The organism is Streptomyces avidinii, from assembly GCF_045161815.1.
Taxonomy (GTDB): domain Bacteria; phylum Actinomycetota; class Actinomycetes; order Streptomycetales; family Streptomycetaceae; genus Streptomyces; species Streptomyces avidinii.
Genome location: NZ_CP108863.1, coordinates 2,672,710 through 2,686,795, shown reverse-complemented (window position 1 = coordinate 2,686,795; position 14,086 = coordinate 2,672,710). Strand labels below are relative to the sequence as shown.

The 14,086-nt window shown below is 72.1% G+C and carries 10 protein-coding genes; 9 read left to right on the top strand and 1 reads right to left on the bottom strand.

From position 1 onward, the window contains the following. Positions 1-78 precede the first annotated feature (78 nt). The 6 genes from OG373_RS11545 (at position 79) to OG373_RS11520 (ending at position 8,916) form a co-directional block, all read left to right on the top strand. Positions 79-2,067 carry a glycogen debranching N-terminal domain-containing protein gene (locus OG373_RS11545; protein ID WP_405437968.1) on the top strand — a complete coding sequence of 663 codons (1,989 nt, stop codon included), beginning with the start codon at positions 79-81 and terminating at the stop codon, positions 2,065-2,067. A 116-nt stretch (positions 2,068-2,183) separates the two neighbouring features. Further along, complete coding sequence (locus tag OG373_RS11540; protein ID WP_398673788.1) at positions 2,184-2,930, top strand: NUDIX domain-containing protein; 747 nt, start codon at positions 2,184-2,186, stop codon at positions 2,928-2,930. A gap of 137 nt (positions 2,931-3,067) precedes the next feature. Next, positions 3,068-4,849 carry an ATP-binding cassette domain-containing protein gene (locus OG373_RS11535; RefSeq protein ID WP_405437966.1) on the top strand — a complete coding sequence of 594 codons (1,782 nt, stop codon included), beginning with the start codon at positions 3,068-3,070 and terminating at the stop codon, positions 4,847-4,849. 190 nt (positions 4,850-5,039) lie between these two features. Next, positions 5,040-5,930, top strand: coding sequence for a FadR/GntR family transcriptional regulator (locus OG373_RS11530; RefSeq protein ID WP_405437964.1), 891 nt, complete (start codon positions 5,040-5,042; stop codon positions 5,928-5,930). A gap of 373 nt (positions 5,931-6,303) precedes the next feature. Next, on the top strand, positions 6,304-7,887 hold the full coding sequence (locus OG373_RS11525; protein ID WP_405437963.1) for an RNA polymerase sigma factor: 1,584 nt from the start codon (positions 6,304-6,306) through the stop codon (positions 7,885-7,887). A gap of 102 nt (positions 7,888-7,989) precedes the next feature. Next, positions 7,990-8,916, top strand: coding sequence for a serine protease (locus tag OG373_RS11520; RefSeq protein WP_405437961.1), 927 nt, complete (start codon positions 7,990-7,992; stop codon positions 8,914-8,916). Positions 8,917-9,025: 109 nt separating this feature from the next. Here OG373_RS11520 and OG373_RS11515 read toward each other — a convergent pair whose 3' ends face one another. Next, positions 9,026-9,259, bottom strand: coding sequence for a hypothetical protein (locus OG373_RS11515; protein WP_030016583.1), 234 nt, complete (start codon positions 9,257-9,259; stop codon positions 9,026-9,028). Positions 9,260-9,707: 448 nt separating this feature from the next. Here OG373_RS11515 and OG373_RS11510 point away from each other — a divergent pair, with 448 nt between their 5' ends. From OG373_RS11510 to OG373_RS11500, 3 genes are all read left to right on the top strand, one after another. Beyond that, complete coding sequence (locus tag OG373_RS11510) at positions 9,708-11,828, top strand: type IIA DNA topoisomerase subunit B (protein ID WP_405437959.1); 2,121 nt, start codon at positions 9,708-9,710, stop codon at positions 11,826-11,828. A 175-nt stretch (positions 11,829-12,003) separates the two neighbouring features. After that, complete coding sequence (locus OG373_RS11505; protein WP_189972820.1) at positions 12,004-12,492, top strand: DUF485 domain-containing protein; 489 nt, start codon at positions 12,004-12,006, stop codon at positions 12,490-12,492. Beyond that, a complete protein-coding gene (locus OG373_RS11500) occupies positions 12,489-14,081 on the top strand; it encodes a cation acetate symporter (RefSeq protein WP_405437957.1) in 1,593 nt (530 codons plus the stop codon). The genes OG373_RS11505 and OG373_RS11500 overlap by 4 nt, the downstream gene beginning before the upstream one ends. Positions 14,082-14,086 lie beyond the last annotated feature (5 nt).

Sequence of the window (14,086 nt, the reverse complement as noted above, 5' to 3'; positions counted from 1 at the left end):
GCGTTCAGCTGGGGGGTGGTGGGGGCCCGGCCACGCCGCCGCCCAGCTGAACCGACCGGAGCGCAGACAAGGCGACACATGTCTCACCCCGCACCTACCCGCCCGGCCGGCGTGCCCGCCGCCCGCCGGTCCGAACTGCCGCCCGTGCACGGAGCCGTCATCTGCGTCGCCGCGCCCTGCCTGGTCATCTCCCCGGAACACGGCCAGCTGACCGGGCGGGGGATCGAGGGGATCTACCGATCCGGGCGCCGGCTGCTCTCCCGCTGCGTGCTGCGGGTCGGCGGCCGGGACCCGGTCGCCGTGCAGGGGCGCAGCCTCGGCGCGGACCGGGCGGCCTTCACCGCGACCGTACGCACCGGGGCCGAGCCCGGTCCCGACCCCGACATCGGGGTGGAACGGGTCCGGCACGCGGACGGCACCGAGCGGATCACCCTGCGCAGTTTCACGGCCCGGCCGGTACGCCTGCCCGTGGAAGTGCTGCTCGGTACCGACCTGGCGGAACTCGCCGCGGTGGCCGCCGGCCGGGCCGGGCCGGAGCTGCCCGCAGGGGTGCACGCGGCCGGGCTGCGCTGGAGCACCGGCGAGGCCCAGGCGGTGACCGCCGCCGAGCCGCCGCCGGACGACGCGCTGGCCTCGGCGGGTCTGCTGCGCTGGCAGCTCGAACTGGCCCCGGGCGAATCCCGCACCATCGAGCTGCGGACCACGCAGCACCGGGTGGAGCGGGCCCCCGCCGGACAGGTGGCGAACCCGCTGGCCGACGCCCGGGCCGAGGGCGACGAGCCGAGGGCCGAGGCGTGGTTCCGCACCAGCGTCGAGGATCTGGGCGCCCTGCTCCTGCGGGACCCCGAGGTGCCGGGCGACGCCTTCGCCGCGGCGGGGGCGCCGTGGCGGCTGGGCCTGGCCCCGGCGGAATCGCTCTGGGCCGCCCGGATGGCACTGCCGCTCGGCACCGGTCTCGCGGCGGCCACCCTGCGCATCCTCGCCCGGACCCAGACGGAGGAACGCGGGCCCGACCTCGGGAAGATTCCGGGCCCGCTGCGCGGAGCGGGCGCGCAGCTTCCACCGGGGTGCACCGGCACGGAGGCGACGCTCGCCTTTCCCACGGTGCTGGCCGAGGCCCGGCTCTGGGGCATGCCGGAGGAGGAAGTGGCCCGGCTGTTGCCGGCCGCCGAGCGGTGCCTCGACTGGCTGCGCGGCGCGCTCGGGGAGGACGGCCTCCTGGCCGACCCCGCTCCGGGTCCGCGGCGCTGCGAGACCCAGGCCCACGCCCACCGGGCCGCCGTGCTCGGCGCCGACCTGCTCGCCGCCTGCGGACGGCCCGGCGCGGACGAGTGGCGGGAGCGGGCGGCCGCGCTGCGGGAGCGGTTCCGGGCCGGGTTCTGGATCGACGGTCCGGACGGCGGCCGACCGGCTTCGGCCCTCCACCCCGACGGACGGCCGCTGCCCCGGCTCACGGGGGCCGCCGCCCACCTGCTCGACACCGGACTGATCGGCGGCGGCCGACTCGCCCCGGGGCTCCTGGACCGGACGCGCGCCGAGCAGCTGGCCCGGCTGCTCGGCGCCCCCGCCATGGACTCCGGATGGGGACTGCGGAGCATGGCCGTCAAGGAGCCGGGGCACAATCCGTTCGGCCACCGCTCGGGCGCCGTGCGGGCGTACGAGAGCGCGGTGGCCGTGGCGGGCCTGGCCGGGGCGGGCTTCGAGAAGGAGGCCGCGGGCCTGCTCAGGGGTCTGCTGGACGCGGCGGAGAGCTTCGGGTACCGGCTGCCGGAGATGTTCGCCGCCGAGCAGCGCACCGCGGGCAGTGCCCCGGTGCCGCATCCGGCGGCGTGCCGCCCGGCCGCCGTGGCCGCGGCGGCCGGGGTTCACGCGCTGACGGCTCTCGCCGGAATCCGCCCGGACGCCCCGGCGGGCACGGTTGCCCTCGTCCCTCTGCCCGGTGCACCCCTGGGCGCCCTCAGGCTCTCGGGCCTGCGCGTGGCGGGGGAGCCGTTCGCCGTCCGGATCAGCCGGCTCGGCCTCGGCATGGTGGAGGAGGCGGCCGATGCGCTCCAACTGGGCGGCTGAGCCCGCCCCCCGCGGGCCGCACCGGGGGTCCGGCCCGGGAGCTCCAGCCTCCGGGGCGGTGTCTTCAAGGTCACCAAAGCGCTGTTTATCGTCAGGCAGACGACTATGATCGCCACATGTCGCCCTACGACCCGTCGGCCTATCCGCCCTTTGCCGTCACCGTCGACCTGGTCGTGCTCACCGTGCGGCGCCACGCGCTGTGCGCGCTGGTCGTCCGGAGAGGTGAGCAGCCGTTCCAGGGGCGCTGGGCGCTGCCCGGAGGATTCGTCCGCGGGGACGAGGACCTGGCGGGGGCCGCCGCCAGGGAGCTCTCCGAGGAGACCGGCCTGTGCGCACACGACCCGGCTCTGCCCGGCGCGGGCAACGGCGCGCACCTCGAACAGCTGGCCACCTACGGTGATCCGAAGCGGGATCCGCGGATGCGTGTCGTCAGCGTGGCGCACCTGGTGCTGGCTCCGGACCTGCCTGCGCCCCGGGCCGGGGGCGATGCCAACAGCGCGCGCTGGGCCCCGGTCGACGAGGTACTGGCCGACACGGACGAGGACTCCGCAGGACTCGCCTTCGACCACGCCAGGATCCTCGCCGACGGTGTCGAGCGGGCTCGCTCGAAGATCGAGTACTCCTCGCTGGCCACCGCTTTCTGCCCGCCGGAGTTCACCGTCGGCGAGCTGCGCCGGGTCTACGAGGCGGTGTGGGGGGTCTCCCTCGACCCGCGCAACTTCCACCGCAAGGTCACCGGAACCCCCGGGTTCCTGGTGCCGGCCGGAGGGACGACGACGCGTCAGGGCGGGCGTCCGGCACAGCTGTTCCGCGCGGGCGGGGCCACCCTGCTCAACCCGCCGATGCTGCGTCCGGAAGTCTGACGCCGCACCGCACGCGGCAGCGGCGGCAGTATGGGCAGTCCATCGGACCGGTTGCACCAAAAATCGGACATATCGCGTTATCTTGCTTGCGGTACCCACCCTGCCGCTGAGCGGTCTCACCCCCCGCGAGAGAAGCGATGCTCCAGGCCATCGGACTCACCAGCAAGACCCGCCCCGACGCCCCGCCCCTCGTGGACGACCTCACCTTCGAGGCCCGCCCTGGGCATGTGACCGCCCTGCTCGGCGAGCCGGGATCGGGCAAGACCACCGCCCTGCGGCTCATGCTCGAACTCGAACCGGGCCGCGGCGTCACCTACTTCCGCGGCCGCGCGCTGCACCGGATCCCGCATCCCGGCCGTGAGGTCGGAGTGCTCCTCGGCGACGTCCCCGGCAACCCCGCGCGGACCGTCCGCAACCAGCTGCGGATGCTCTGCGCCGCAGCCGGGGTGCCGGCCTCGCGGGCCGACACCATGCTGGAGGTCGTCGGCATCGGGGGACTGCGGGACCAGCGGCTCGGCTCCCTCTCCCTCGGCATGGAGCGCCGCGTCGCACTGGCCTCGGCACTGCTCGCCGATCCGTGCACGTTGCTGCTCGACGAGCCCGGCGCCGGACTCTCCCCCCGCGAACGGGGCTGGCTGCACGGGCTGCTGCGCGGCCACGCCTCCCTCGGCGGAGCGGTGCTCTTCACCACCGACGACGCCAAGGAGGCCGCCCGCAGCGCCGACCGTGTCGTCAGCATCGAGGCGGGCCGGCTCGTCGCCGACCAGGACGCGGCCGAGTTCGCCCGGACCCGGCTGCGGCCACGGGTCGCCGTGCGCACCCCGCACGCGGCCCGACTGGCCGACGTGCTGGGCCGGGAGGCCCGGGCCGCCCGGCGCGCGGTGGAGATCGTCGCGGAGAGCGGCAGCCGCCTGTCGGTGTACGGCAGCAACTGCGCCGAGGTCGGCGAGGCGGCGTTCCGGCACGGCGTGCTGGTCCACCAGCTCGCCGACGAGACGGGCGACGCCGGTGCCCCGACGGCACCGGTCCCGGCCGCCCGCACTGAGGCCGGGGCATCGCCGGAGACCGGCGATGCCCCGGCCGAGACCCCCTGCGAGCACCCCCGGCAGCTCCGTTCCGGGCGCCCGGCCTCGGCCGTGCGCCGCGTGGCCGGACCGCTGCGGCCCCTGCGCTACGAGCTGCTCCGGGTCTTCGGGACCGCCACCCCCGTCCTCACTGCCGCTGCGGTGCTCGCCGCCTCGGTGCTCACCGCCCTGGTGCTGGCGCGGCTCGGGCAGACCCCGCAGAACCGGCTGCTCGCCGCCTGGCCCGAGCTGCTGCCGCTGCCGCCCGCCGCCCTGGGCGCGGGACTGCTCGGCGCGCTGGCCTTCGGCGAGGAGTACCGCTACCCCGCACTCGCCGCCGACCGCGGCACGGTGCCCCGCCGGATGGGGCTGCTCACCGCCAAGCTGGGCGTCTGCGCCACCCTCGCTCTGCTGCTGGGCGCCCTGACCGTGGTCGCCGATGCCGCCGCGCTCGCGCTGGTCTTCGGCAGCGGCCCGCTGCGCACCCCGGTGGAGTGGCTCTCCCCGGCCGCGAGTTGGGCCGGGCTGCTCATCGGCTGCGCCTGGGCCGGCGTGCTGGCCTCCGGTGTCTTCCGGTCCGCCACTGCCGGACTGGCCGCGGTGCTCGCCGTACCGGTGATGGTGGTTCCGCTGGTGCGCAAGGCGCTGGAGGGTACGTCCGCGTACCCCTCGACCGGGCTCGGGCCCCGGTTGCGCGGCCTGACCTGGGGTCAGTGGCCGCCGGAGGTCGATCGCCTGCTGGTGGGCGCCCTCCGGGTGATGGCCCAACCCGTGGGGACCGCACTCGTGTTGTCGCTGATGGTCCTGTTGTGCGCCTATGGGTTCACCGGACTGCGCAGCCGGGTCCGTTGGTGATCGTTCCGGTTCGGGAGAAGTCCCGGACGGACCGTTGCGGTCCGTGTCATGTCAATCGGACCGCAACTCCCCGCAAAAGGCCCGATTCTTTACGATAAGTCGTCAATTGCGTAGGTGGTACCGATCACCCTTTCGTGTGCTTTTCACCAAAGACCTCAAGGGTCATGGAGGCACGGCCGACAAAGGATTCGTGAGTACCCTTGCGCACACCATGATGACCGCCGCCCGCCATGCTGCCGACTCCGGCCTCGCCGGCCCGGGCGAACTCGACCGCTACCCCTACGCGGAGACCCCCGGGTCCGACCGCGTCGGCGTACCCCACTGGGACGGTGCCGACGTCGAGTTGAGCCGCGTGGGCCGCCGCGCGGCAGGCAGCCGCGGACGCGGACTGCACGGCCAACTCGTCCAGCAGCTCGGCCAGATGATCGTTTCCGGAGATCTCGGCGCGGACCGCCCGCTGGTCCCCGAGGAGATCGGCCAGCGGTTCGAGGTCTCCCGCACGGTCGTCCGCGAATCGCTGCGGGTCCTGGAGGCCAAGGGCCTCGTCAGCGCCCGCCCCAACGTCGGCACCCGGGTCCGCCCCGTCGCCGACTGGAACCTGCTCGACCCCGACATCATCGAATGGCGCGCCTTCGGCCCCCAGCGCGACGACCAGCGCCGCGAGCTCGGTGAGCTCCGCTGGACCATCGAGCCGCTCGCGGCCCGCCTCGCCGCCGGCCACGGCCGCCCCGACATCCAGCAGCGCCTCGCCGACATGGTCGAGATCATGGGCCACGCCCTGGGTCAGGGGGACGCGATCACCTTCGCGCGCGCCGACCACGAGTTCCACGCGCTCCTCATCCAGGTCGCCGGGAACCGCATGCTGGAGCACCTCTCCAGCATCGTTTCCGCCGCCCTCCAGGTCTCCGGCAGCCCGATCACCGCCTGCGACCGCCCGAGCGAGACCTGCGTCGCGCACCACGCGCGGATGGTCGAGGCACTCGCCGCGGGTGACGCGACCGGCGCCGAGAACGCCATGCGGCAGCTCCTGACGGTTCATCCGGAGGTCGAGCGCGTGGTCCCCGCCCCGCGCGAGCACTGACGGGCGGACGCGCGGGGGCGCGGGGGTGCAGGACGTGTCGCCGGGCCCGGTCGGGTCCGGCGACACCTGTGTGAGGCCCTCTTTCGCGGCGGTTCCGCCTCCGCGGGGCATCGGGTGCGACGCTATGACCGGCACGGGTGCACACGGGGTGTGACTCGGGCCACGAAGATTGGGCGTAACGCTCTGCGAGGTCACGCGATGACTTAAGAGGTGATGGCCGACGGAGGGAAGACAGCAGCCCTTGGGGGTGCTGTGCAGCTCCCCGGCCCCTGCCCGCGCCGCCGGCCCATCCCCGGTCGGTGGTCGTCGGCTCCGGTCCAGCACCACCAGGCCCGGGGTCGGAAGCCGTTCCCATCGTTCCGAGAGGTTGTTCGTGTCGGCCAGCACATCCCGTACGCTCCCGCCGGAGATCGCCGATTCCGAGTCTGTGATGGCGCTCATCGAGCGGGGCAAGGCCGAGGGGCAGATCGCCGGCGATGACGTGCGTCGGGCCTTCGAGGCTGACCAGATTCCTGCGACCCAGTGGAAGAATGTTCTGCGCAGCCTCAACCAGATCCTCGAGGAAGAGGGTGTGACGCTGATGGTCAGTGCCGCGGAGTCGCCCAAGCGCACCACCCGCAAGAGCGTCGCAGCCAAGAGCCCGGCCAAGCGGACGGCCACCGAGACCGTCAAGAAGACCGCGGCCAGGACGACGGCAGCGCAGCCCGCGGCCACCGCGGCCCCGGCAGCCGCAGCGGCGGACCCGGAGACCGTGGACGCGATCGCGGGGGAGCCCGGAACGGAGCCCGCCGCCAAGAAGACGGCGGCGAAGAAGACGGCGGCCAAGAAGGCCGCGCCCGCCAAGAAGACGGCGGCGAAGAAGACGGCGGCGAAGAAGACCGCCGCCAAGAAGGACGCGGACGAGGGCGCCGAGGACGAGTCCTCGGACGAGGGTCCCGACGCCGCCAAGGCCGAGTCCGAGGAAGAGGAGGAGGGCGGGGAGAACAAGGGCTTCGTCATCTCCGACGACGAGGACGACGCCCCCGCCCAGCAGGTCGTGGTCGCCGGCGCCACCGCCGACCCGGTCAAGGACTACCTCAAGCAGATCGGCAAGGTCCCCCTCCTCAACGCCGAGCAGGAGGTCGAGCTCGCCAAGCGCATCGAGGCGGGTCTCTTCGCCGAGGACAAGCTCGCGAACTCGGACAAGCTGGCGCCCAAGCTCAAGCGCGAGCTGGAGATCATCGCCGAGGACGGCCGCCGCGCGAAGAACCACCTGCTGGAGGCCAACCTCCGCCTCGTGGTCTCCCTCGCCAAGCGCTACACCGGCCGCGGCATGCTCTTCCTGGACCTGATCCAGGAGGGCAACCTGGGTCTGATCCGCGCGGTCGAGAAGTTCGACTACACCAAGGGCTACAAGTTCTCGACCTATGCCACGTGGTGGATCCGGCAGGCGATCACGCGCGCCATGGCCGACCAGGCACGCACCATCCGCATCCCGGTGCACATGGTCGAGGTCATCAACAAGCTCGCCCGTGTGCAGCGCCAGATGCTCCAGGACCTGGGCCGCGAGCCCACCCCGGAGGAGCTGGCCAAGGAACTCGACATGACCCCCGAGAAGGTCATCGAGGTCCAGAAGTACGGCCGCGAGCCGATCTCCCTGCACACGCCGCTCGGCGAGGACGGCGACAGCGAGTTCGGTGACCTCATCGAGGACTCCGAGGCGGTCGTCCCGGCCGACGCGGTGAGCTTCACGCTGCTGCAGGAGCAGCTGCACTCGGTGCTCGACACCCTGAGCGAGCGCGAGGCGGGCGTGGTCTCGATGCGCTTCGGCCTCACGGACGGCCAGCCCAAGACCCTCGACGAGATCGGCAAGGTCTACGGGGTCACCCGTGAGCGGATCCGCCAGATCGAGTCGAAGACGATGTCGAAGCTCCGGCACCCGTCCCGCTCCCAGGTGCTGCGCGACTACCTGGACTGACCGGCCGGCTTTCCACGGTGCGACGGTGGCCGCGCGGGTGCGCTCGGCCACCGGGCATCCCACTCTGGGTGGAGTCATGCACACTCGGAGTCAGGAGGCCTCATGCGTCGTCCCTTTGCCCGTGCTCTGGCGGGAGCGCTGACCCTGGCGGCGGGAGCGGCCGCGGCGCCGTTCGCCCAGGTGCCGCAGGCGGCCGCGGACAGTGTGGTGATCGGCGGGAAGCCGGTGAAGGTGGCCGACAGCCCCTGGGTCGTCGCCCTCGCCAGCCGTGACCGGTTCGGGGGTACGCGGGGCGGGCAGTTCTGCGGAGGTGTCGTCGTGGCCCCGACGAGGGTGCTGACCGCGGCGCACTGCCTGGGCGCCCAGGTGCTGGGTGGCCCGGTCGAATCCGTGGCGGACTTCCGGGTGATCGCCGGACGTACGGAGCTCAGGGCGGCCGACGGCAGGGAGATCGCGGTGCGCGGGGCGCGGGTGAACCCGGCCTACGACCCCGTGAGCAATGCCGGGGACCTCGCCGTCCTGGAGCTGGCCGAGTCCGTCCCGGCGCACCACGTGCTGCCCATGGCGGGGACCGGGCACGAGGCGTACGGGGCGGGAACCGAGGCGGCCGTGTACGGCTGGGGCGACACGAGCGGCTTCGGTGACTACGCGTACGCACTGCGGGCCGCCGCGGTGACCGTACTCGCGGACGAGGTCTGCGTGCGCGCCTACCCCGGGGACGCGGACGGGCAGTACCGCGCGGAGTCCATGGTGTGCGCCGGGGACAGCGACGGAGGCAAGGACGCCTGCCAGGGCGACAGCGGCGGGCCGCTGGTGGCGCAGGGGCGGCTCATCGGCCTGGTTTCGTGGGGGCGGGGCTGCGGCCGCGCCGACAGTCCCGGGGTCTACACCCGTATCGCCCCACTGGTCGACTTCGTGCTGGCCCCGGAGACGGCCTCGCAGCCCGGGAAGGTGCAGGAGGTCCGGTGGGGGTCCCACAGGGCCTCCGGGCCGGACGCAGGGCCCGTACAGGGGCATCGCGCGCGGTAGCCGAGGGCTGCGGACGTGAGGACGGGCGGCACCCCTGGGTCTCAGGGGTGCCGCCCGTCGACCGGCCTAGCCGGTCCTGGCTCGTCGGATGCGAGGTTCAGGCCTTGTGTCAGCGGTCCTCGGGTTCGGCATTGGCAGCCGGAGCGGACGTGAGCCGCTCGGTCTCATCCTGTATTTCCGCGGCGATCTTCTTGAGTTCCGGCTCGAACTTGCGACCGTGGTGGGCGCAGAAGAGCAGTTCACCGCCGCTCAGCAGGACGACGCGCAGATATGCCTGGGCGCCGCAACGGTCGCATCGGTCAGCGGCCGTCAGCGGGGTCGCGGGTGTCAGAACAGTAGTCACGTCGCCTCTTCTCTAGCTCGACGAGCTGTCGTACCAGGGTCAACATCCAACCAGGCCGAAAACGTTCCCGCTCGCGGCTTTTCCTCGAAACTTCCTTCCGAAGCTGGCCGGCTGTTGCCGGTTGGCGGCGAAGGAGCCGTATTGCGTTGCTTTACGGTTTCGCGTTGTCAGTCGTGCGCTTGTTGCAGTTCCATCCTCCCCCGGCGAGAGTGCCAGGTTGTTCATGAGGACGTGCCCGAACCCTAAATGGTTCATGCGCGGAAGGGAACGTGATGTTTCCTTCACCCGCGTGGGGGATCGAACATCCGTGCGGATCTGGTCTAGGCTGAAGAATGCGCGAGGGTGGCGTTGCATCGGCTCTACCTGGCCTCGGTACCCTTCGAGCGGCACCCGAGCCACCCCTGCGCCCCACCGGGCCAGAAAAGAAATTCAGCGAGGAGCGAACTGCGTGACCGCCGACACGTCCGTGCCTTCCAGCGCGCTGCTGTCCGGAGCAGACCGGGACGGTTCCAACTACACCGCGCGGCACCTGCTCGTCCTCGAGGGGCTGGAGGCCGTCCGCAAGCGTCCCGGCATGTACATCGGCTCGACCGACAGCCGGGGCCTCATGCACTGCCTCTGGGAGATCATCGACAATTCGGTCGATGAGGCCCTGGGCGGCTACTGCGACCACATCGAGGTGATCCTCCACGAGGACGCCTCCGTCGAGGTCCGGGACAACGGCCGAGGCATCCCCGTGGACGTCGAGCCCAAGACCGGCCTGTCCGGCATCGAGGTCGTCATGACCAAGCTGCACGCCGGCGGCAAGTTCGGCGGTGGCTCGTACGCGGCCTCCGGCGGCCTGCACGGCGTCGGCGCCTCCGTGGTCAACGCCCTCTCCGCCCGCCTCGACGTCGAGGTCGACCGCAACAGCTCGACCCACGCCATCAGCTTCCGCCGCGGCGTCCCGGGAATGTTCACCGAGCAGGGCCCCGAGAGCCCCTTCGACCCGGCCAACGGCCTGCGCAAGGTCAAGCGGGTCGCCAAGGGCAGGACCGGCACCCGGGTCCGCTACTGGGCCGACCGCCAGATCTTCCTCAAGGACGCCCGGCTCAACCTGGAGACGCTCTACCAGCGCGCCCGCCAGACCGCCTTCCTCGTCCCCGGCCTGACCCTGGTCGTCCGCGACGAGCGCGGCATCGACGGGGCCGGCAAGACCGAGGAGACCTTCCGCTTCGACGGCGGCATCAGCGAATTCTGCGAGTACCTCGCCCAGGACAAGGCCGCCTGCGACGTCCTGCGCCTGACCGGCACGGGCACCTTCAAGGAGACCGTCCCGGTCCTCGACGACCGCGGCCACATGACCCCCACCGAGGTCACCCGCGAGCTCGGCGTGGACATCGCCCTGCGCTGGGGGACGGGGTACGAGACCAACGTCAAGTCCTTCGTGAACATCATCGCCACCCCCAAGGGCGGCACCCACGTCTCCGGCTTCGAGCGCTCGGTCGCCAAGACCGTCAACGAGGCCCTGCGCTCGGCCAAGCTGCTGCGCGTCGCCGAGGACGACGTGGTCAAGGACGACGCGATGGAGGGCATGACGGCCGTCGTCACCGTCCGCCTCGCCGAGCCGCAGTTCGAGGGCCAGACCAAGGAGGTGCTCGGCACCTCCGCGGCCACCCGGATCGTCGCCGCCGTGGTCGCCAAGGAGCTCAAGGCCTTCCTGACCTCCACCAAGCGCGACGACAAGCAGCAGGCCCGCGCGGTGATGGAGAAGATCGTCGCGGCCGCCCGGACCCGGATCGCGGCCCGTCAGCACAAGGAGGCGCAGCGTCGCAAGACCGCGCTGGAGACCTCCTCGCTCCCCGCCAAGCTGGCCGACTGCCGCAGCGACGACGTCGACCGCAGCGAGCTCTTCATCGTCGAGGGCGACTCCGCCCTCGGCACCGCGAAGCTCGCCCGGAACTCCGAGTTCCAGGCGCTCCTGCCCATCCGCGGCAAGATCCTCAACGTCCAGAAGTCCTCGATCTCGGACATGCTGAAGAACGCCGAGTGCGGGGCGATCATCCAGGTCATAGGAGCCGGCTCGGGCCGGACCTTCGACATCGACGCCGCGCGGTACGGCAAGATCGTGCTGCTCGTGGACGCCGATGTCGACGGCGCGCACATCCGCTGCCTGCTGCTCACGCTCTTCCAGCGGTACATGCGTCCGATGGTCGAGGCCGGCCGGGTCTTCGCGGCCGTACCGCCGCTGCACCGGATCGAGCTGGTCCAGCCGAAGAAGGGCCAGGACAAGTACGTCTACACGTACTCGGACAACGAGCTGCGCCAGACCCTGCTGGAGTACCAGCGCAAGAACATCCGGTACAAGGACTCGATCCAGCGCTACAAGGGCCTCGGCGAGATGGACGCGGACCAGCTGGCGGAGACCACCATGGACCCCCGCTTCCGCACCCTGCGCCGGATCAACATCGGCGACCTGGACTCGGCCGAGCAGGTCTTCGACCTGCTCATGGGCAATGAGGTGGCCCCCCGCAAGGAGTTCATCACCAGCTCCGCGGCGACCCTGGACCGCTCGCGCATCGACGCCTGATCCGGGTGCTGCCGGACCGCGGCAGGCACTGACACCGAAGGCGCCACGGCACACCGGCGCTCTTCGCTCCCTCACCTGTTGGAGTGAAGAGCGCCGGTACACCAGTCCGGAAAGGGCCGATTCCGCACATCCTTGTGGGCACGCAGCCAATGCGGCAGCGGACAAGGAGAGTTCGGTGGACAAGCACGAAGGTCGTGATACCGGAACGATCCGGTTGGACGACCCCTGGTACGACGCGCTGGCCGTCGGGTGGGGCGAGGGTGAGGAAACGTCCCAGCCGGCCCCGGCCCCCGGCGGTGGGCGCCCCGCGCCCGGCGCATCCGACATCTACCTCGAAGTGCAGCGCAGCGCGGCCTTCCAGGAGGTCCGCAGCCGCTACCGCAGGTTCGTCGTCCCCGCCACCACCGGGTTCTTCCTCTGGTACGTCGCCTACGTGGTCGCCGCCACCGCGGCGCCCGGCCTGATGGCCCGGCCGGTGGTGGGCGCGGTCAACGTGGCGATGCTGGCGGGCCTCGGCCAGTTCCTCAGCACCTTCCTGCTGACCTGGGCGTACGCCCGGCACGCGCGGCTGCGCCGGGACCGGGCCGCGCTCGACCTGCGCTGGACCGTCTTCGAGCAGGAACGCGGCCAGGAGCGGACCCGGGCGAGGAGGGCGGGCCGGTGACCACCGAGCACCAGACCCTGGCGCTGATCCTGTTCAGCATCTTCATCGCGGTGACCCTCGGCATCACCACCTGGGTCAGCCGGAACCGGCACGGGTCGGCCGAGGAGTTCTATGCGGGCGGGCGGTTGTTCTCCCCCATGGAGAACGGTTTCGCCATCGCGGGCGACTACATGTCCGCCGCCTCCTTCCTCGGCATCTCCGGTCTCATCGCGCTCTTCGGCTACGACGGGCTGCTCTACTCGGTGGGCTTCCTCGTGGCCTGGCTCGTCGTGCTGTTCCTCGTCGCCGAACTGGTCCGCAACTGCGGGCGCTTCACCCTCGCCGACGTGGTCGCCGCCCGGATGAGCGAGCGTCCGGTCCGGATCGCGGCCGGCACCTCCTCGGTCGTCGTCTCCGTGCTCTACCTCATCGCGCAGATGGTCGGCGCGGGCAGTCTCGTCGGCCTGCTGCTCGGGAGTTCCGGCCCCGTCGCACGGACCCTGACCGTGGTGGGGGTCGGGGCGCTGATGGTGGTCTACGTGTCCTTCGGCGGGATGCGGGCCACCACCTGGATCCAGATCGTGAAGGCCGTGCTGCTGATGGGCGGGGCGATCACGCTGACCGTGCTCGTGCTGCTGCGCTTCCACGGGAACTTCGACCAGCTGCTCACCAGCGCCGCCGACCGCAGCGGTCACGGCCGGGCGTTCCTGGGCCCCGGCCTCAAGTACGGCGGGGACTGGACCGCCCGCATCGACTTCATGAGCCTCGGTCTCGCGCTGGTTCTCGGGACGGCCGGGTTGCCGCACATCCTGTCGCGCTTCTACACCGTGCCCACCGCGCGGGCGGCCCGCCGCTCGGTGGTGTGGGCGATCGCGCTGATCGGCGGCTTCTACCTGATGACCATCGTGCTCGGCTTCGGGGCGGCCGCCCTGGTGGGTCCGGACGCGGTACGGGCCTCCAACGCCTCCGGGAACACGGCCGTTCCGCTGCTGGCCGCCCACCTCGGCGGGGGCGCGGGCTCCACCGGGGGCGCGGTGCTGTTCGCCTTCGTCGCCGCCATCGCCTTCGCCACCATCCTGGCGGTGGTCGCCGGTATCACCCTGGCCTCCTCGGCCTCCGTGGCACACGACCTGTACGCCTCCCTCAAGCGCCGGCACGCCAGGCAGCGCAGCGAGGTCGCGGTGGCCAGGGTCGCCGCCGTCGGCATCGGGGCGGTCGCGATCGCCCTCGGGCTGCTCGCCCAGAACCTGAACGTGGCGTTCCTGGTGGGGCTGGCCTTCGCGGTGGCGGCCTCCGCCAATCTGCCGGTCCTGCTGTACTCGCTCTTCTGGCGCGGCTTCACCACCCGCGGAGCCGTCTGGTCGGTGTACGGCGGCCTGATTCCGGCGGTGCTGCTCGTGCTGGTCTCGCCGGTGGTGTCGGGCAGCCCGGAGGCGCTCTTCCCCGGGGTGGACTTCCAGTACTTCCCGCTCCAGAACCCGGGGATCGTCTCGATCCCGCTGGGCTTCCTGTCGGGCTGGCTGGGCACGGTCACCTCGCACGAGGAACCGGACGAGGCGAAGCACGCGGAGACGGAGGTCCGTTCCCTGACGGGCGCCGGAGCCGTCTGAGCGTG

What these genes read in the sequence shown, in the direction of transcription:
- OG373_RS11540 (WP_398673788.1), top strand. Translation starts at nt 2,184, where the DNA reads ATGTCGCCCTACGACCCGTCGGCCTATCCGCCCTTTGCCGTCACCGTC.
- OG373_RS11545 (WP_405437968.1), top strand. Translation starts at nt 79, where the DNA reads ATGTCTCACCCCGCACCTACCCGCCCGGCCGGCGTGCCCGCCGCCCGC.
- OG373_RS11520 (WP_405437961.1), top strand. Translation starts at nt 7,990, where the DNA reads ATGCGTCGTCCCTTTGCCCGTGCTCTGGCGGGAGCGCTGACCCTGGCG.
- OG373_RS11535 (WP_405437966.1), top strand. Translation starts at nt 3,068, where the DNA reads ATGCTCCAGGCCATCGGACTCACCAGCAAGACCCGCCCCGACGCCCCG.